The following is an 18,527-nucleotide window of genomic DNA, read 5'->3' as shown; positions in this document are numbered from 1 at the left end:
AAAATACTGGCAAGTCCGAAATGGCTTGCCAGTATAAGTTTTATCAATGGTTTTTGCGATTCGTCACTATTTTGCCGCTACCGGCAGTGCGCCGAAGGCCGGGTTTTGCAACGCAATGTTCAAAACTTCATCGATTCGCTGCACCGGATGAATCTCCAGATCGGCGATGACATTATCCGGGATCTCTTCCAGATCGCGCTTGTTCTCGTAAGGGATCAGCACGGTTTTGATGCCGCCGCGATGCGCCGCCAACAGTTTCTCTTTCAGGCCGCCGATCGGCAACACCTGGCCGCGCAGCGTGATCTCGCCGGTCATCGCCACATCGGCGCGTACCGGGTTGCCGGTCAGGCAGGAGACCAGCGCGGTGCACATCGCGATACCGGCGCTCGGGCCGTCTTTCGGCGTCGCCCCTTCCGGCACGTGCACGTGGATGTCGCGTTTCTCGTAGAAATCGGCGTTGATGCCCAATTTCTCCGCGCGCGCGCGCACCACGGTCAGCGCCGCCTGAATCGATTCCTGCATCACTTCACCCAGAGAGCCGGTGTAAGTCAGCTTGCCTTTGCCCGGCACGCAGGCGGTTTCGATGGTCAGCAGATCGCCGCCCACTTCCGTCCACGCCAACCCGGTGACTTCGCCCACGCGGTTTTCGGTATCCGCACGGCCGTAATCGACGCGCTGCACGCCCAGGTAGTCCTTCAGGTTGTCGCCGTTGATCTCGATGTGCTTGCGCTTCTTATCCATCAGCAGCGTTTTCACCGCTTTACGGCACAGTTTAGAGATTTCACGCTCCAGGCTGCGCACCCCGGCTTCGCGGGTGTAGAAGCGAATGATGCCGATGATGGCGCTGTCGTCGACCGTCAGCTCGCCTTTTTTCAGCGCGTTGCGCTCAAGCTGCTTCGGCAGCAGGTGCTGTTTGGCGATGTTGAGCTTTTCGTCCTCGGTATAACCCGACAGACGGATCACTTCCATACGGTCCAGCAGCGGCGCAGGGATGTTCATCGAGTTGGAGGTGGCGACGAACATCACGTCGGACAGATCGTAATCCACTTCCAGGTAGTGGTCGTTGAACGCCACGTTCTGTTCCGGATCCAGCACCTCCAGCAGAGCGGAAGCCGGATCGCCGCGCATGTCGGAAGACATCTTGTCGATCTCATCCAGCAGGAACAGCGGGTTCTTCACCCCAACCTTGGCCATTTTCTGGATCAGTTTGCCCGGCATCGATCCGATGTAGGTACGGCGGTGACCGCGGATTTCCGCTTCGTCACGCACGCCGCCTAACGCCATGCGCACGTACTGGCGCCCGGTCGCTTTGGCGATCGACTGCCCCAGCGAGGTTTTACCCACGCCCGGCGGCCCAACCAGACACAGGATAGGCCCTTTGATTTTGCTGACGCGGCTCTGCACCGCGAGGTACTCGAGGATGCGATCCTTGACGCGCTCCAGGCCGTAGTGATCGGTATCGAGCACTTCCTGCGCCTTGACCAGGTCTTTTTTCACCTTGCTGCGCGCGTTCCACGGCACCTGAAGCATCCAGTCGATGTAGCCGCGTACCACGGTCGCTTCCGCCGACATCGGCGACATCATCTTCAGCTTTTGCAGTTCCGCTTCGGTTTTCTCGCGCGCCTCTTTCGGCATTTTCGCCGCATCGATCTTGCGCTTCAGCGCTTCGTGCTCGTCCGGCGCGTCGTCCATCTCGCCCAGTTCTTTCTGAATCGCCTTCATCTGCTCATTCAGATAGTACTCGCGCTGGCTCTTCTCCATCTGCTTCTTGACGCGGTTGCGGATGCGTTTCTCAACCTGCAGCAGGTCGATCTCCGACTCCATCATCGCCATCAGGTATTCCAGACGCTCGGTGATGTCGGACATCTCGAGCACCGACTGTTTGTCGCTGAGTTTCAGCGGCATGTGGGCGGCGATGGTGTCCGCCAGGCGCGCGGCGTCGTCGATGCTGTTCAGTGACGTCAGCACCTCCGGCGGGATTTTTTTGTTCAGTTTGATATAGCCTTCAAACTGATTGATCGCGGTGCGCACCAGCACTTCCTGCTCGCGCTCGTCGATAGCCGGCGATTCAAGGTATTCCGCCTGCGCGGCAAAATGCTCACCGCTGTCGGACAGCGTAGTGATGCGTGCGCGCTGCAGCCCCTCGACCAGCACTTTTACCGTGCCGTCCGGCAGCTTCAGCATCTGCAGGATCGACGCTACGGTGCCAACCGAGAACAAGTCGTTAATGCCAGGTTCATCCGTTGAGGCCTCTTTCTGTGCCACCAGCATGATCTTCTTATCGTGATCCATTGCGGCTTCGAGGCACCGAATCGATTTTTCCCGGCCAACAAATAACGGGATCACCATGTGCGGATAAACCACCACGTCGCGCAATGGCAAAACGGGGATTTCAATGCGTTCGGAACGCTCAGGGTTCATAGAGCTCTCTCTTAGTTTAATTTCCGCCAGGTTGAGGGGGAATCTCATGAGACGCAAGCATCTAACGTTTCATAAAATCTGGTTAATGAGTATATGGGGATGAATCTCTTACATTCAACGGCAAGAATGCAGGAAAAAGAAATGGGGGATGAAATCCCCCATTTTGCTGATAACGCGCTGGTTTAACTGGCTAATTATTCGCCAGACGCCTGGGCTTCCGGCTTGCCGTAAATCAGCAGCGGTTTGGATTGACCGGCGATCACCGACTCGTCGATCACCACTTTGTCCACGCTGTCCATCGACGGCAGATCGTACATGGTATCGAGCAGCGCGCCTTCCACGATGGAACGCAGGCCGCGGGCGCCGGTTTTGCGCGCCATGGCTTTCTTGGCGATGGCGTTCAGCGCTTCGTCACGGAACTCCAGCTCCACGCCTTCCAGGTTGAACAGCGCCTGATACTGCTTGGTCAGAGCGTTCTTCGGCTCTTTCAGGATCTGAATCAGCGCGTCTTCGCTCAGCTCGCTCAGGGTCGCCACCACCGGCAGACGGCCGATGAACTCAGGGATCAGACCGAACTTGATCAGGTCTTCCGGTTCGGCCTGCAGCAACAGTTCGCCTTCGGTGGCCTTCTCGGACTCGCCCTTGACGGTCGCGCCGAAGCCGATGCCGGAGCCGGTGTTGACGCGCTGGCCGATCACCTTATCCAGGCCGGCAAATGCGCCGCCGCAGATAAACAGGATCTTGGAGGTATCGACCTGCAGGAACTCCTGCTGCGGATGCTTGCGCCCGCCCTGCGGCGGAACCGCGGCGATGGTGCCTTCAATCAGCTTCAGCAGCGCCTGCTGCACGCCTTCACCCGAAACGTCACGCGTGATAGACGGGTTGTCGGACTTGCGGGAAATCTTATCGATTTCATCGATATAAACGATGCCGCGCTGCGCTTTCTGCACGTCATAGTCACATTTTTGCAACAGCTTCTGGATAATATTTTCCACGTCCTCGCCCACGTAACCGGCTTCGGTCAGCGTGGTGGCGTCGGCCATGGTGAACGGCACGTCCAGGAAGCGCGCCAGCGTTTCCGCCAGCAGAGTCTTGCCGCTACCGGTTGGGCCAATCAGCAAGATGTTGCTCTTGCCCAACTCGATACCGTTGCTGGTATCGCCGTTGCGCAGGCGTTTGTAGTGGTTGTACACCGCAACCGCCAGCACTTTCTTCGCCTGCTCCTGACCGATGACATAGTCATCCAGGTGGTGGCGGATTTCGTGCGGCGTCGGCAGCGCACTGCGCTCACGATGCGGGGCAACTTCTTTAATCTCTTCGCGAATAATGTCGTTACACAGATCGACACATTCATCGCAGATATACACTGACGGCCCGGCAATCAGCTTACGCACTTCATGCTGGCTTTTGCCGCAAAAAGAGCAGTACAGCAGCTTTCCTGAACCGTCTTTGCGCTTATCTGTCATCAGTCAAACCTCTTCTTTAGTCTTGTCCCGCAGGAAAATCACGGCGGCAGTGCGCCCAAACTCATATCGGGAACGCCGGGGGGCTACAACAGAGCGAGCCCCTGCCCACTCTGATTACTATAGTCCATCGGCGCCGCGTGGTTCTAGCTGCGGTGTGTCAGAATGCTGTCAACCAGGCCGTATTCCACGGCTTCTTCCGCGGTCATAAAGCGATCGCGCTCGGTATCGCGCTCGATCTGCTCCAGCGGCTGGCCGGTATGCTCGGCCATCAGTTCATTCATGCGCGCTTTCACCTTGAGGATTTCACGCGCGTGGATTTCGATGTCCGTCGCCTGGCCCTGGTAGCCGCCCAGCGGCTGGTGAATCATCACGCGCGAGTTCGGCAGGCAGAAACGTTTGCCTTTGGCGCCCGCGGTCAGCAGGAAGGAGCCCATCGAGCACGCCTGCCCCATACAGATGGTGCTGACGTCCGGCTTGATGAACTTCATGGTGTCGTAAATCGACATGCCCGCGGTGATCACCCCGCCCGGCGAGTTGATGTAGAGGAAAATGTCTTTTTCCGGGCTTTCCGCTTCGAGGAACAGCATTTGCGCCACGATCAGGTTGGCCATGTGATCTTCCACCTGGCCGGTCAGGAAAATGATGCGCTCTTTCAGCAGGCGGGAATAGATGTCGTAAGAACGCTCCCCGCGTGAAGTCTGCTCTACCACCATCGGCACCAGCGCCATGTTCGGTGCAAATTGATCTCGTTCGCCACTGTATGACATTACCGTCTCCTAATAGAAATTGCCTTGGCGGCCAGGGTGTCACCCTAATACGCCGATTCTACTTGAGAACGGCCATGATGACTATGCTCAAGCATTCGACCCGCGCCACACGTACCCGACGGTTATTTCATCCCGCGCACTTTGGCAAACAGCCCCAGAATTATTCTTTACAGATTGGGGGAGCCCGGCGCGATTTCAAGCCCAGAGGCCGATTTTCTCCGCGCGCCGGAAACGATGCCGTTATTCTGACCGTTATCATGCCAGCCAGTTCCCCAGGCAACAGGGTAAATATAGTGCATATTGCCCCGCTTAACCTGAGATTAATCAGCAACGTGGCAAAAAGAAAAGCCCGCAACCTGAGGTTGCGGGCTTTTTCATCGTGCGCCGGTTCGCCAGGCGAAACCGGGGGCGCCGTTCATCGCGCCCGGCACGCAGGCATTACGCCTGTTGAGTTTGGTTCATCAGCTCGCTGAAGGTAGTGGCTTTTTCAGTCACTTTCGCTTTTGCCAGCAGGGCTTCAACCGCTTGCTCTTCCAGAGCCACGTTGCGCATGTTGTTCATCAGCTCTTTGTTTTTGCTGTAGAACTCAATGACTTCGCTCGGATCTTCGTAGGCGGAGGCCATTTCTTCGATCAGCGTCTTCACGCGGTCTTCGTCAGCTTTCAGATCGTTGGTGCTGATCACTTCGCCCAGCAGCAGGCCAACCACTACGCGGCGTTTGGCTTGCTCTTCGAACAGCTCGCGTGGCAGTTCCAGCGCTTGCTTCTCGTTGCCGCCGAAACGCTGTGCAGCCTGACGACGCAGCACGTCGATTTCGCCGTCGATCAGCGCAGCAGGCACGTCGATTTCGTTCGCGCTCACCAGGCCTTCGATCGCCTGAGACTTGATGCGGTTACGCACGGCGCCTTTCAGCTCGCGCTCCATGTTCTTGCGAACTTCGGTGCGCAGACCGGCAACGGAACCGTCCGCCACGCCGAAACGCTTGATGAACTCTTCGGTCAGTTCAGGCAGCTCGCGCTCTTCAACTTTCTTCAGCACGATAGCGAATTTGGCCGCTTTGCCCTTCAGGTTTTCCGCGTGGTAGTCTTCCGGGAAGTTCACGTCGATGGAGAACTCTTCGCCCGCTTTGTGACCGACCAGACCTTCTTCGAAGCCTGGGATCATGCGGCCCTGGCCCATTGCCAGCACGAAGTCGGACGCTTTGCCGCCTTCGAACTCTTCACCGTCGATAGAACCGGTGAAGTCAACGGTCACGCGATCTTCAGCTTCCGCCGCGCGATCGGTTTCTTTCCAGGTCGCCTGCTGCTTGCGCAGAGTGTCCAGCATCGCGTCGACGTCTTCGTCGTTCACTTCCACTACTGGTTTTTCAACTTCGATGTTTTCCAGGCCTTTCAGCTCAACTTCTGGATACACTTCGAATTCAACGGCGAAAGTGAAGTCTTCACCTTCTTTGTACTCGCCCGGCACGTAGTTTGGTGCGCCGGCCGGATTAATCTTTTCTTTGATGATCGCGTCAACGAAGCTGCGCTGCATCGCTTCGCCCAGCACGTCCTGACGAACAGAGGCGCCGTAACGCTGTTCCACGATGTTCATCGGCACTTTGCCTTTGCGGAAGCCGTCGATACGCACGCTTTTCGCTGCGTTGATCAGCTCTTTCTTCACCGCCTGCTTGATAGTATCAGCCGGTACAGTAATAGAGAGACGGCGCCCAAGGCCTTGAGTGGTTTCTACTGAAACTTGCATCTTGTTACCTCAAAAAAATCACAGTGCTCGGTCAACTCCGTTCCAAGAACCAGGACGGCTACAAATAAGAACCGAGTTCCCTGATGACAGAAGCGTCCCGAAACCATTCCGGAAAAATAAGACGCGACATTATAGCGGCGCATGCATGGCGAGTCGAGGAAAGCTAGGCGGCGCAGGCGCGCTAAAAATCACACTTTTGTCGATTCGATCGCCAAAAGGCCGCCAAAACAGACCGAACGTTGGCCATATTGCGCATCGGCCGTGTCGTCGTCAAAAACAGAAACGGCCCGCAGGCCGTTTCAAAATTCGTCAGTAGTAATACCCTAATTCGAGGGCAAAGTTCCACTGATACCTGAAAATTTCCCCCTCAGGCCAGCGTCCCGGCGCCGCGGCACGGCGGCGAGGCCGGCACGGTATCCTGCAACCCTTCCCACTCTTTGAGCGTATAGGTGTGCAGCGCCAGCGCGTGTACGCCATCGGCCAACTCTTCCGACAATACCCCGTAGATGGAGCGGTGACGCGTCAAAAACCGTTCGCCGACGAAGCGATCGCTGACCAATACCACTTTGAAATGACTTTCTGAACCCGCCGGAACGTTATGACGATAGCTTTCATCAACGACTTCCAGATACGCGGGCTCAAACGCCGCCCTTAACTTTGCTTCTATTTGCTCGCGAATCATAGGATCTCCTTACAACACCGGCAGAGGACCGTGCCCATCTAGTTCAATATTAGCCGGTTTTCCCCCGTTTAGACCATCGCCTGGACAAATTTCTCTTTTCTGCGGTCAGAGGATGAGCGTCATCCCCGCCGCTTGGGGGATTATCCGATTGAGCGGGCCAAAAAAGCGTGTTTTTATCAACGGCAGGTAAAAATTTGTCACTCAGGCGCCTTCCGCGCTTCCACCGCACGGCGGCGATGCTATGATGTCGGCAATTCGTTGTCGGCTATCCCGCTCTGATTATTGCTAAATCCATCGAGAATGAGACAGAAAACATGTTAAAGAAACTTTGTCTTCCTTTGCTGACCGCCCTGCTGCTGGCCGGCTGCGCGACCAGCAGCAACACCCTGAACGTCACGCCGAAAATCGTTCTGCCGCAGCAGGATCCGACCCTGCAGGGCATCACCATCAGCATCAACGGCGCGGATCAGCGCACCGATCAGGCGCTGGCCAAGGTGAACCGCGACGGCCAACTGGTCACGCTGACGCCGTCGCGCGATCTGCGTTTCCTGCTGCAGGAAGTGCTGGAGAAACAAATGGGCGCCCGCGGTTACATGATTGGCGCCGACGGCCCGGTCGCGCTGCAGGTGGTCGTCAATAATCTGTACGCGGACGTATCCGAAGGCAACCTGCGCTACAACATCACCACCAAAGCCGACATCTCGATCATCGCCCAGGCGAAGAACGGCAACAAGCAGGTGAAAAACTACCGCTCGACCTATAACGTGCAGGGCGCCTTCACGGCGACCAACGACAAGATCACCGACGCCGTCAACTCCGTGCTGGGCGACGTGATCGCCGACATGGCGCAGGACACCAGCGTCAACGACTTTATCAAGCAAAACGCGCGCTAATCGGCGCGCCTGGCGCCGCCCGGCGGATCGGGCGGCGCAGACAGGGAACTCATGTCGAAACACTATCTGAACATCTTCACCCAGCGTAACTCCGCCATTCTGCTGCTGCTGGGCTTCGCGTCGGGTCTGCCGCTGGCATTGACCTCCGGCACGCTGCAAGCCTGGATGACCGTCGAAAACATCGATCTGAAAACCATCGGCATCTTCTCGCTGGTGGGTCAGGCCTACGTCTTCAAATTCCTCTGGTCGCCCTTCATGGACCGCTATACCCCGCCGTTCCTCGGGCGGCGGCGCGGTTGGCTGCTGATCAGCCAGCTGCTGCTGGTGGCGGCGATAGTCGCGATGGGCTTTATGCAACCCGCGCAGCACCTGTGGTGGCTGGCGGCGTTGGCGGTGCTGGTGGCGTTCTGCTCCGCCTCGCAAGATATCGTGTTCGACGCCTATAAAACCGACCTGCTGAAAGCCGAAGAACGCGGCGCGGGCGCGGCGATATCGGTGCTGGGTTATCGGCTGGCGATGCTGGTTTCCGGCGGCCTGGCGCTGTGGCTGGCGGATCGCTATTTCGGCTGGCAAGCCACCTACTGGCTGATGGCCGGATTGATGCTGATCGGCGTGGCCGCCACGCTGATGGCGCCGGAGCCGGATGAAAGCATCCCGGCGCCGCGCACCATGGAACAGGCGGTCGTCGCGCCGCTGCGCGATTTCTTCGGCCGCAACAACGCCTGGCTGATCCTGCTGCTGATCGTGATGTACAAAATGGGCGACGCCTTCGCCGGCAGCCTGAGCACCACCTTCCTGATCCGCGGCGTGGGATTCGACGCCGGCGAAGTGGGGCTGGTGAACAAAACCCTCGGGCTGTTCGCCACCATCGTCGGCGCTCTGTTCGGCGGCGTGCTGATGCAGCGTCTCACCCTGTTCCGCGCCCTGATGCTGTTCGGCGTCCTGCAGGCGGTCTCCAATCTCGGCTATTGGATCCTGGCGGTGACCGACAAGAACCTGCTCACCATGGGCAGCGCCATCTTCCTTGAAAACCTGTGCGGCGGCATGGGCACCGCGGCCTTCGTCGCACTGCTGATGACGCTGTGCAACCGTTCGTTCTCCGCCACCCAGTTCGCGCTGCTGTCGGCGCTGTCCGCCGTGGGCCGCGTTTATGTCGGCCCGATCGCCGGCTGGTTCGTCGAAGCCCATGGCTGGCCGCTGTTCTATCTGTTCTCGATCGCCGCCGCGCTGCCGGGCTTGCTGTTGCTCGGCGTCTGCCGCCAGACGCTGGAACACACCCAGCAGCATGGCGACTTTATGCCGCGCACCGCGTTTACCCAGGCTTACCGCTGGGCGCTGCGCCTGCTGACGCTGGGCTGCTCGCTGCTGGGGCTGTGGTTGCTGCTGCTGATCGCCAATGCGCTCGACTGGACGCAGGCGCCGCTGTTGGCCGACCGGCTGCTGCAGATCGGCGCCGCATTGAGCCTGCTCGGCGTCGCGATGGGCAGCATGCTGGATTATCTGGCGCTGCGCCGCGCTCGTTTGGCGTAACCCGACCGGCCGGCGATTTTGCCGGCCGAAAAAAAAGCGATCCGGGGGTGTATTTATTTCGTTAAAAAAAGATAATCAGCGAGAAAATTATTTTTTTATCCGACTGCGGCGCTCGGAAATAAAATTAAATTCACCTTTAAGACACAATTATTTTACATTAAATAAACCTTTTCTGCGTATTTCCCCGCCGCGCATTTCTTCGCCAGATTCATCATACCTTTAGTTTTCCTTAACATACGGACTGCTCGTCACGATTCAGCGTGCCAACGCGTTGTTGTCATTGGTAAATTGTCACGCAGGGTTACATCTGTGACCCCCTTAACAGAAAGTGTCAACAAGCCGCTGACACTCCCTTAAGCATGTTTACAGTACTGCAACCTTCCCGTAAAATGCCCGCACACATGAAACGACAATTGAGCCTTTGTTATTGAGGTCGTTAGATGAGACTTAAGAAATACAATAAAAGTATTGGGATGCTGTCATTAATTGCAGGCACTGTATTGCTCAGTGGCTGCGATATGGTTTTGATGAATCCCAAAGGAGCAATTGGTGTTGAGCAACGGACACTGATTATCACTGCAATCGCGTTGATGTTGATCGTGGTGGTGCCAGTTATCTTCATGGCGTTCGCCTTTGCCTGGAAGTATCGCGCTTCCAACAAAGACGCCAAGTACAGTCCGAACTGGGCCCACTCCAACAAGATCGAAGCGGTCGTCTGGACCATTCCTATCATTATCATCGCCATCCTTGGCACCATTACCTGGAAGACTACCCACGAACTCGATCCGTTCAAGCCGATTGTCACCGACAAGAAGCCGATGACAATCGAAGTGGTGTCGCTCGACTGGAAATGGCTGTTCATCTATCCGGAACAAGGCATTGCGACCGTTAATGAGCTGGCTTTCCCGAAAGATGTTCCAGTCGAATTCAAGATCACCTCTAACTCGGTAATGAACTCGTTCTTTATCCCGCAGTTGGGTGGACAGATTTATGCGATGGCCGGCATGCAGACCAAACTGCACCTGATCGGCAACGAAGCCGGTGCCTACAAGGGCATCTCCAGCAGCTACAGCGGCGCAGGCTTCTCCGGTATGAAATTCACCGCGATCGTTACCCCGACCGAAGGCGACTTCGATCAGTGGGTGGCCAAGGTGAAGGCATCGCCTAAAAACCTGAACACCACCGACGACTTTAACAAACTGGCAGAGCCGAGTGAAAACAACCCGGTCGAGTACTTTGCCGCTGTCAAACCGAATTTGTTCAAAGAAACAATTGCCAAATTCATGGGCGACATGGATATGCACAAGGGCGCTGGCGCGCACGAAGGCATGGACATGAGCCAAGGTATGGACATGGGTGAACATGCTGCTCACGCCGGAGCCGAGGAATAACTGATGTTGGGAAAATTAACACTTGATGCGGTTCCGTACCACGAACCGATCATCATGGTCACCGTAGCCGCAATTATCGTCGGGGGCCTGGCAGTGCTGGCGCTGCTGACCTATTTCGGCAAATGGAAGTGGCTGTGGAGCGAATGGCTGACTTCGGTCGACCATAAAAAAATTGGTATCATGTATATCGTCGTGGCGATGGTCATGCTGCTGCGCGGCTTCGCCGACGCCATCATGATGCGTAGCCAGCAGGCGTTGGCGTCCGCCGGCGAAGCCGGATTCCTGCCGCCGCACCACTACGACCAGATCTTCACCGCGCACGGCGTCATCATGATCTTCTTCATGGCGATGCCTTTCGTGGTCGGCCTGATGAACGTCGTGGTGCCGCTGCAAATCGGCGCGCGCGACGTCGCCTTCCCGTTCCTGAACTCCCTGAGCTTCTGGTTCTTCGTGGTGGGCGTTGTGCTGATCAACATCTCCCTGGGGGTCGGTGAATTCGCTCAGACCGGTTGGCTGGCGTATCCGCCGCTGTCGGGTAAAGAGTACAGTCCTGGCGTCGGGGTCGATTACTGGATCTGGAGTCTGCAGATTTCCGGTCTGGGTACCCTGCTGACCGGCGTGAACTTCTTCGCCACCATTCTGAAGATGCGTGCCCCTGGCATGCCTATGATGAAGATGCCGGTGTTCACCTGGGCGGCGCTGTGTACCAACGTCCTGATCATCGTTTCTTTCCCAATTCTGACCGTCACCATCGCGCTGCTGACCCTGGATCGCTATCTGGGCACCCATTTCTTCACCAATGATATGGGCGGCAACATGATGATGTACATCAACCTGATTTGGGCCTGGGGTCACCCAGAGGTGTACATTCTGGTTCTGCCGGTGTTCGGCGTGTTCTCCGAAGTCACCGCGACCTTCTCCAGAAAACGCCTGTTCGGCTATACCTCACTGGTATGGGCAACTATCGCGATCACCGTTCTGTCGTTCATCGTCTGGCTGCACCACTTCTTCACCATGGGGTCCGGCGCGAACGTTAACGCCTTCTTCGGTATCGCCACCATGATCATTTCCATCCCGACCGGGGTGAAAATCTTCAACTGGCTGTTCACCATGTATCAGGGCCGCATCAAGCTCAACTCCGCAATGCTGTGGACCGTTGGCTTCATCATCACCTTCTCCGTGGGTGGTATGACCGGCGTTCTGCTGGCTGTGCCGGGCGCGAACTTCGTGCTGCACAACAGCCTGTTCCTGATCGCGCACTTCCACAACGTCATCATCGGCGGCGTGGTGTTCGGTTGCTTCGCGGGCCTGACCTACTGGTTCCCGAAATCCTTCGGCTTCACGCTGAACGAAAAATGGGGCATCCGCGCGTTCTGGTTCTGGATCATCGGCTTCTTCACCGCCTTCATGCCGCTGTACGCATTGGGCTTTATGGGCATGACCCGTCGTATCAGCCAGAACATTAACCCTGAGTTCCACCCTCTGCTGCTGGTTGCAGCCGGCGGTGCGGCGCTGATCGCCTGCGGCATCTTGTGCCAGCTGACCCAGATCTTCGTCAGTATCCGTGACCGCGAACAGAACCGCGATCTGACCGGTGACCCATGGGGCGCTCGTACTCTGGAGTGGTCAACGTCTTCTCCACCGCCGTTCTATAACTTTGCCGTAGTGCCGCAGATTCATGACCGTGATGAGTTCTGGGACATGAAAGAAAAAGGCGAAGCCTATAAGAAACCGGCTAAGTACGAACCGATTCATATGCCTAAGAACACCGGCGCCGGCGTTATCATCGCCTTCTTCAGCCTGGTATTCGGTTTCGCAATGATTTGGGAAATCTGGTGGATGGCTCTGGCCGGTTTCATCGGTATGATCGTCGTCTGGATCGGCAAGAGCTTCGATCACGATGTTGACTACTATGTGCAGGTTGATGAAATCGAGCGCATTGAGAACCAACACTACGAACAAATCCGTAAAGCAGGCGTGAACCATGTCAACTGAAACTCTGACCAATCATAACGCAGCCCATGCAGAGCATGGGCACCACGATGCGGGTGAGACCAAGGTCTTCGGATTCTGGATCTACCTGATGAGCGACTGTATTTTGTTTGCGAGCTTGTTCGCGACTTATGCAGTCCTGGTGAACGGGACCGCCGGCGGTCCCTCTGGCAAAGACATCTTCGACCTGAAGTTTGTCTTGGTCGAAACTTTCCTGCTGTTATTCAGCTCCATCACCTACGGCATGGCGATGATCGCCATGAACAAGGGTAAAGTTGGCGGTGTAAACACCTGGCTGTTCCTGACCTTCCTGTTCGGTCTGGGCTTCGTGGCGATGGAAATCTATGAATTCCATCACCTGATCGCCGAAGGCTTCGGTCCGGATCGCAGCGCGTTCCTGTCCAGCTTCTTCGCGCTGGTCGGCACCCACGGTCTGCACGTGACTTCCGGCCTGATTTGGATCATCGTGCTGATGATTCAGGTGAGCAAGTTCGGCCTGACCGCGACCAACAAAACCCGCCTGATGTGCCTGAGCCTGTTCTGGCACTTCCTGGACGTGGTCTGGATCTGCGTATTTACCGTTGTCTACCTGCTGGGGGTTATGTAATGAGCCATTCATCCCATGAAACCTCTCACGGCGGCGCAAGCCACGGCAGCGTGAAGTCATACCTGATCGGCTTTATCCTGTCGATCATCCTGACGGTAATTCCATTTGCGATGGTAATGAACGGCACTGCCTCTCATTCCACCATCCTGGCGGTTGTTGTCGGTATGGCGGTTATCCAGGTGATTGTTCACCTGGTTTACTTCCTGCACATGAACACCTCATCGGAAGAGCGCTGGAACCTGGTGGCATTGCTGTTCACCGCTATGATCATCGGTATCGTTGTTGTAGGTTCACTCTGGATTATGTACAACCTCAACATCAATATGATGGTCGATTAAGAGCTGAGCTGCACGTGATGATTAAGCAATACCTGCAAGTCACTAAACCAGGAATTATTTTCGGCAATTTAATTTCTGTCGTTGGGGGATTCCTGCTCGCTTCCAAAGGGAGCATCGACTATCCCCTGTTTCTCGCCACCCTGGTGGGTGTCTCGTTGGTGGTCGCGTCGGGCTGTGTGTTTAACAACTACATCGACCGCGACATCGACAAGAAGATGGAGAGAACGAAGAATCGGGTGCTGGTAAAAGGCCTGATCGCGCCGAGTGTCACCCTGGTTTATGCGACCGCGTTGGGTATTGTGGGCTTCGCGTTGCTGTATATCGCGGCCAACCCGCTGGCCATGTGGCTGGCGGTGATGGGCTTCGTGGTTTATGTCGGCGTTTATAGCCTGTACATGAAGCGCCACTCGGTCTACGGCACGCTGATCGGCAGCTTGTCGGGCGCCGCGCCGCCGGTTATCGGTTACTGCGCGGTCACCAACGAGTTCGACGCCGGTGCGTTGATCCTGCTGGCTATCTTTAGCCTGTGGCAGATGCCGCATTCTTATGCGATCGCTATCTTCCGCTTTAAAGATTACCAGGCGGCCAACATTCCGGTGCTGCCGGTGGTGAAAGGCATTTCCGTCGCCAAGAACCACATCACGGTCTACATCCTGGCGTTTATGATCGCCACGCTGATGCTGACCCTGGTGGGCTACGCCGGCTACAAATACCTGATCGTCGCTGCGGCGGTGAGCGTATGGTGGCTGGGCATGGCGCTGCGCGGTTACAAAACCGAAAACGACAGCGTCTGGGCGCGTAAACTGTTCGTGTTCTCCATCGTCGCCATCACCTCGCTGAGCGTGATGATGTCGATCGACTTCAGCGCCACGGCGGCGCCTGAAGCGCTGGTGACCTACGTTTGGTAAGCCAAATCATCTGTCAATGGGCCGCGTATGCGGCCCATTTTATTTGTCACGCCGAAAAGCGGCCAAACTGTAATATCTGTTAAACAACATTCGATTTACCCCCCCTGCCCTGCACACTAAAATGACGCAGCTTTACAGAAATCATGCCATCAGGCGCTGTCTCAACGTCTGATGGCATGGTTTTTACCGAGGTTTGACGTGAACGATAATTCAATGACCCCGCAGGAGCGCCGCGCCACCTGGGGATTGGGCACCGTGTTCTCCCTGCGCATGCTCGGCATGTTTATGGTATTGCCGGTGTTGACCACCTACGGCATGGCGCTCAACGGCGCCAGCGAAGCGCTGATCGGCATCGCCATCGGCATTTACGGCCTGGCGCAGGCGGTGTTCCAGATCCCGTTCGGCCTGGTGTCCGATCGCATCGGCCGCAAGCCGCTGATCGTCGGCGGCCTGCTGATCTTTGCCCTCGGCAGCGTGATCGCCGCCGTCACTGACTCTATCTGGGGCGTGATCCTCGGCCGCGCGTTGCAAGGCTCCGGCGCCATCGCCGCCGCGGTAATGGCGCTGCTCTCCGATCTGACCCGCGAGCAGAACCGCACCAAAGCGATGGCGTTTATCGGCGTCAGCTTCGGCATCACCTTCGCCATCGCCATGGTTCTGGGCCCTATCATCACTCACGCCTTGGGCTTGCACGCGCTGTTCTGGATGATCGCCGTGCTGGCGCTGGCCGGCATCGTCATCACCCTGGCAATGGTGCCTTCCGCCGACACCCATCTGCTGAACCGCGAGTCCAGCATCGTGCGCGGCAGCTTCCGCAAAGTGCTGAGCAACTCGCGCCTGTTGAAACTCAACTTCGGCATTATGTGTCTGCACATTCTGCTGATGTCGAGCTTCGTGGCGCTGCCGCTGGCGATGGAAAAAGCCGGGCTGGCGGCCAGCGAACACTGGATCGTCTACTTGGTGACCATGCTGGTGTCGTTCGCCGCCGTGGTGCCGTTCATTATCTATGCCGAGAAATATCGCCGCATGAAGCAGGTGTTTATGGGCTGCGTGGCGGTGCTGTTCTGCGCCGAAGTGCTGCTGTGGCTCTCCGGCGCTCATCTATGGGGCATCATCGCCGGCGTGCAGCTGTTCTTTATGGCCTTCAACGTGATGGAAGCCATCCTGCCTTCGCTGATCAGCAAAGAATCGCCGGCCGGCTACAAGGGCACCGCGATGGGGGTGTACTCCACCAGCCAGTTTATCGGCGTGGCGATCGGCGGCAGCCTCGGCGGCTGGCTGTACGGTTTGCAGGGGGCAGGCTTGGTGTTTATCGCCGGCGCGGTATTGGCCGCCGTCTGGTTCCTGGTCAGCAGCACCATGAAAGAGCCGCCGTATGTCAGCAGCCTGCGCATTACGCTGTCGGAACTGGCGGTGAAGGATTCAGCGCTGGAAAGCCGCCTGAAGGCGCAGCCCGGCGTGGCCGAGGCGATCGTCGTGCCGGAAGAGCGCAGCGCCTACGTCAAGGTGGATACCAAGCAGACCAATCGCGGTCAGTTGGAAGCGCTGGTCAATTCGCTGTAAAAAATCAGGGCCGGCAATGCCGGCCCCGTCGAGATTAATCGCGGAAGTTCTTGAACTGGAACGGCTGGCCCAGATCGCCGCCGCGCACCAGCGCCATCACGCTCTGCAAGTCGTCGCGTGACTTGCCGGTCACCCGCACTTCTTCGCCCTGGATCTGCGCCTGCACCTTCAGCTTGCTGTCTTTGATCAGCTTGACGATTTTCTTCGCCACGCTGGTTTCAATCCCCTGCTTCAGCTTGGCTTCCACGCTGTAGGTTTTACCGCTGTGGGTAAACTCTTCCGGGATCTCCAGCGCGGCGCCGTCGATGCTGCGCTTGCTCAGCTTTTCGCGCAGAATGTCGAGCAGCTGCTGCACCTGAAAATCAGACTCGGTGGCAACCTTGATGCTTTGATTCTTCTCGTTTAGCTCAAAGCTGGCCGGCACGTTGCGAAAATCCCAGCGGGTGCCGAGATCGCGGGTGGCGTTCTCAACGGCGTTACGCACTTCCTGCATATCAATTTCGGAAACGATGTCGAAAGATGGCATACTTCTTCCTCCTGAATGAGTGCCTAATAGCTTAGGCGATTTTGATGCCGAGCATGATAACCGCTTTGCCGCCTCAGACAAAATCTGCTGAACGCACGCAGGGATAGCGCTTCAGGCTGCCATAAAGCCTATAGTTAGATCACGGTAATTGAGCGGTATTCCCGTGTTTCCAAGGAGACTGAATGAAAATAACCATTCTTGGTTGCGGCGCGCTCGGACAACTGTGGCTCTCCCGGCTGTATCAGCAGGGCCACGATGTACAGGGATGGCTAAGAGTGCCGCAGCCTTTTTGCGCCGTGAACGTGATAGAGCCGGAAGGCGTCTCGTTTAATCGCAATTTGCCCACCAACGATCCGGAGCACCTCGCGCAAAGCGAGCTGCTGCTGGTGACGCTGAAAGCCTGGCAGGTATCCAGCGCGGTCAGCGCGCTGTTGCCGAAGCTGAGCCCCCGCTGCGCCATCTTGCTGCTGCACAACGGCATGGGCACTCAGGAAGAGCTGCCGCCGAACGGCCAGCCCATCTTGCAGGGCACCACCACCCACGCCGCGCGCCACGAAGGCAGCACCATTATCCACGTCGCCACCGGCATCACCCACATCGGCCCCACCTCACCGGCCGCCCAGCACCTCAGCCACCTGGCGGAAGTACTGCATCAGGCGCTGCCCGACGTCGCCTGGCACAACAACATCGCCTCGGCCAACTGGCGCAAGCTGGCGGTCAACTGCGTGATCAACCCGCTGACGGCGCTGTACGGCTGCCGCAACGGCGATCTGCAGCGCTACCCGGAGCAGATCGAAGCGCTGTGTCGTGAAGTCGCCAGCGTGATGGTCATGGAGGGTTACCACACCTCCTGCGAAGGCCTGATGCAATACGTGATGGACGTGATCCACAGCACCGCCGACAACGTTTCGTCGATGCTGCAGGATATCCGCAGCCAGCGGCATACCGAGATCGACTACATCACCGGCTACCTGCTGCGCCGCGCGCGCAGCCACGGCCTCACGCTGCCGGAGAATGCGCGGCTGTTTGAATTGATTAAACGAAAGGAAAATGAATATGAGCGTATCGGCGCTGGTCTGCCTGGCACCTGGTAGCGAAGAAACCGAAGCCGTCACCACCATCGATCTGCTGGTGCGGGCGGGCGTTAAAGTCACTACCGCCAGCGTCGCCGGCGACGGCGAGCTGACTATCGTTTGTTCGCGCGGCGTCAAGCTGCTGGCCGACGCGCCGCTGGTGGCGATCGTCGATGAGCCTTTCGACGCCATCGTGCTGCCCGGCGGCCTGCAGGGGGCGGAATGCTTCCGCGACAGTCCGCTGCTGGTGGAAAAAGTGCGGCAGATGCATCTGCAGGGCCACATCGTTGCCGCCATCTGCGCGGCCCCGGCGCTGGTGTTGCAGCACCACGATCTGTTCCCGATCGGCAACATGACCGGTTTCCCAGGTTTGAAAGATCGGATACCGGCGGATAAATGGATGGAGCGCCGCGTGGTGTACGACGCGCGCGTCAACCTGCTCACCAGCCAGGGGCCGGGCACCGCGATGGAGTTTGCACTGAAGCTGATAGACCTGCTGCTCGGCAAGGCCAAAGCGGCGGAGATCGCCGCGCAGCTGGTGCTGATCCCTGGGATGTACGATTTCCGCGACTGAGCGGCTTGCCGATAAAAAAAGGGCTGAACACCGGTTCAGCCCCTCTCATTTAC

General features: G+C 57.4%; 16 protein-coding genes. 10 read left to right on the top strand and 6 right to left on the bottom strand.

From position 1 onward, the window contains the following. Positions 1-66: 66 nt before the first annotated feature. The 5 genes from lon to bolA all read right to left on the bottom strand — a co-directional run bounded on the left by lon (position 67) and on the right by bolA (position 7,079). Positions 67-2,421 carry an endopeptidase La gene (gene lon / locus EDY99_RS01975; protein ID WP_019454189.1) on the bottom strand — a complete coding sequence of 785 codons (2,355 nt, stop codon included), beginning with the start codon at positions 2,419-2,421 and terminating at the stop codon, positions 67-69. A 194-nt stretch (positions 2,422-2,615) separates the two neighbouring features. Next, positions 2,616-3,887, bottom strand: a complete 1,272-nt coding sequence (gene clpX / locus EDY99_RS01970; RefSeq protein WP_004940354.1) for an ATP-dependent protease ATP-binding subunit ClpX — start codon at positions 3,885-3,887, stop codon at positions 2,616-2,618. 143 nt (positions 3,888-4,030) lie between these two features. Then, positions 4,031-4,654 carry an ATP-dependent Clp endopeptidase proteolytic subunit ClpP gene (gene clpP, locus EDY99_RS01965; protein ID WP_103682133.1) on the bottom strand — a complete coding sequence of 208 codons (624 nt, stop codon included), beginning with the start codon at positions 4,652-4,654 and terminating at the stop codon, positions 4,031-4,033. Between the two features lie 438 nt (positions 4,655-5,092). Beyond that, entirely contained in the window at positions 5,093-6,397 is a 1,305-nt protein-coding gene (gene tig / locus EDY99_RS01960) for a trigger factor (protein WP_031300019.1), read from the bottom strand. Between the two features lie 367 nt (positions 6,398-6,764). Beyond that, on the bottom strand, positions 6,765-7,079 hold the full coding sequence (gene bolA / locus EDY99_RS01955; protein WP_004940361.1) for a transcriptional regulator BolA: 315 nt from the start codon (positions 7,077-7,079) through the stop codon (positions 6,765-6,767). A 314-nt stretch (positions 7,080-7,393) separates the two neighbouring features. Between bolA and EDY99_RS01950 the strand changes: the two genes are divergently transcribed. The 8 genes from EDY99_RS01950 (at position 7,394) to EDY99_RS01915 (ending at position 16,301) form a co-directional block, all read left to right on the top strand. Continuing rightward, complete coding sequence (locus EDY99_RS01950; RefSeq protein WP_033642071.1) at positions 7,394-7,972, top strand: lipoprotein; 579 nt, start codon at positions 7,394-7,396, stop codon at positions 7,970-7,972. A 51-nt stretch (positions 7,973-8,023) separates the two neighbouring features. Continuing rightward, the gene (gene ampG, locus EDY99_RS01945; protein WP_033642070.1) at positions 8,024-9,502 is read left to right on the top strand and encodes a muropeptide MFS transporter AmpG; all 1,479 of its coding nucleotides are present in this window, start codon (positions 8,024-8,026) and stop codon (positions 9,500-9,502) included. 440 nt (positions 9,503-9,942) lie between these two features. Beyond that, a complete protein-coding gene (gene cyoA / locus EDY99_RS01940; protein WP_033642069.1) occupies positions 9,943-10,893 on the top strand; it encodes a cytochrome o ubiquinol oxidase subunit II in 951 nt (316 codons plus the stop codon). Positions 10,894-10,896: 3 nt separating this feature from the next. Next, positions 10,897-12,888: a cytochrome o ubiquinol oxidase subunit I gene (gene cyoB / locus EDY99_RS01935; protein WP_033642067.1), complete on the top strand. Its 1,992-nt coding sequence runs from the start codon at positions 10,897-10,899 to the stop codon at positions 12,886-12,888. Further along, on the top strand, positions 12,878-13,492 hold the full coding sequence (locus EDY99_RS01930) for a cytochrome o ubiquinol oxidase subunit III (protein ID WP_004940367.1): 615 nt from the start codon (positions 12,878-12,880) through the stop codon (positions 13,490-13,492). The genes cyoB and EDY99_RS01930 overlap by 11 nt, the downstream gene beginning before the upstream one ends. Next, complete coding sequence (locus EDY99_RS01925; protein WP_004940369.1) at positions 13,492-13,830, top strand: cytochrome o ubiquinol oxidase subunit IV; 339 nt, start codon at positions 13,492-13,494, stop codon at positions 13,828-13,830. The genes EDY99_RS01930 and EDY99_RS01925 overlap by 1 nt, the downstream gene beginning before the upstream one ends. A gap of 17 nt (positions 13,831-13,847) precedes the next feature. Then, positions 13,848-14,738: a heme o synthase gene (cyoE, locus tag EDY99_RS01920; protein ID WP_025301761.1), complete on the top strand. Its 891-nt coding sequence runs from the start codon at positions 13,848-13,850 to the stop codon at positions 14,736-14,738. Positions 14,739-14,936: 198 nt separating this feature from the next. Further along, positions 14,937-16,301 (top strand): MFS transporter, encoded by a 1,365-nt coding sequence (locus EDY99_RS01915; protein ID WP_164489251.1) that lies wholly within the window; start codon positions 14,937-14,939, stop codon positions 16,299-16,301. A 34-nt stretch (positions 16,302-16,335) separates the two neighbouring features. On the opposite strand, the gene EDY99_RS01910 is transcribed toward EDY99_RS01915, so the two are convergent. After that, positions 16,336-16,827 carry a YajQ family cyclic di-GMP-binding protein gene (locus tag EDY99_RS01910; protein ID WP_004940373.1) on the bottom strand — a complete coding sequence of 164 codons (492 nt, stop codon included), beginning with the start codon at positions 16,825-16,827 and terminating at the stop codon, positions 16,336-16,338. 182 nt (positions 16,828-17,009) lie between these two features. On the opposite strand from EDY99_RS01910, the gene panE reads away from it, so the two are divergent. Both panE and yajL read left to right on the top strand, forming a co-directional pair. Next, positions 17,010-17,921, top strand: coding sequence for a 2-dehydropantoate 2-reductase (panE, locus tag EDY99_RS01905; RefSeq protein ID WP_089194354.1), 912 nt, complete (start codon positions 17,010-17,012; stop codon positions 17,919-17,921). Continuing rightward, entirely contained in the window at positions 17,884-18,474 is a 591-nt protein-coding gene (gene yajL / locus EDY99_RS01900; protein WP_033642064.1) for a protein deglycase YajL, read from the top strand. Before panE ends, yajL begins: the two co-directional genes overlap by 38 nt. Positions 18,475-18,527: the final 53 nt, after the last annotated feature.

The sequence above is a fragment of the Serratia sp. LS-1 genome, from assembly GCF_003719595.1.
GTDB lineage: Bacteria > Pseudomonadota > Gammaproteobacteria > Enterobacterales > Enterobacteriaceae > Serratia > Serratia ureilytica.
The sequence above is the reverse complement of the archived record's forward strand: the minus strand, read 5'-3'. Positions and strand labels throughout refer to the sequence as shown.

Bases quoted from the DNA above. Each gene is read 5' to 3' on its own strand.
- lon (WP_019454189.1), bottom strand. From the start codon at position 2,421: ATGAACCCTGAGCGTTCCGAACGCATTGAAATCCCCGTTTTGCCATTG.
- clpX (WP_004940354.1), bottom strand. From the start codon at position 3,887: ATGACAGATAAGCGCAAAGACGGTTCAGGAAAGCTGCTGTACTGCTCT.
- clpP (WP_103682133.1), bottom strand. From the start codon at position 4,654: ATGTCATACAGTGGCGAACGAGATCAATTTGCACCGAACATGGCGCTG.
- tig (WP_031300019.1), bottom strand. From the start codon at position 6,397: ATGCAAGTTTCAGTAGAAACCACTCAAGGCCTTGGGCGCCGTCTCTCT.
- bolA (WP_004940361.1), bottom strand. From the start codon at position 7,079: ATGATTCGCGAGCAAATAGAAGCAAAGTTAAGGGCGGCGTTTGAGCCC.
- EDY99_RS01950 (WP_033642071.1), top strand. From the start codon at position 7,394: ATGTTAAAGAAACTTTGTCTTCCTTTGCTGACCGCCCTGCTGCTGGCC.
- ampG (WP_033642070.1), top strand. From the start codon at position 8,024: ATGTCGAAACACTATCTGAACATCTTCACCCAGCGTAACTCCGCCATT.
- cyoA (WP_033642069.1), top strand. From the start codon at position 9,943: ATGAGACTTAAGAAATACAATAAAAGTATTGGGATGCTGTCATTAATT.
- cyoB (WP_033642067.1), top strand. From the start codon at position 10,897: ATGTTGGGAAAATTAACACTTGATGCGGTTCCGTACCACGAACCGATC.
- EDY99_RS01930 (WP_004940367.1), top strand. From the start codon at position 12,878: ATGTCAACTGAAACTCTGACCAATCATAACGCAGCCCATGCAGAGCAT.
- EDY99_RS01925 (WP_004940369.1), top strand. From the start codon at position 13,492: ATGAGCCATTCATCCCATGAAACCTCTCACGGCGGCGCAAGCCACGGC.
- cyoE (WP_025301761.1), top strand. From the start codon at position 13,848: ATGATTAAGCAATACCTGCAAGTCACTAAACCAGGAATTATTTTCGGC.
- EDY99_RS01910 (WP_004940373.1), bottom strand. From the start codon at position 16,827: ATGCCATCTTTCGACATCGTTTCCGAAATTGATATGCAGGAAGTGCGT.
- panE (WP_089194354.1), top strand. From the start codon at position 17,010: ATGAAAATAACCATTCTTGGTTGCGGCGCGCTCGGACAACTGTGGCTC.
- yajL (WP_033642064.1), top strand. From the start codon at position 17,884: ATGAGCGTATCGGCGCTGGTCTGCCTGGCACCTGGTAGCGAAGAAACC.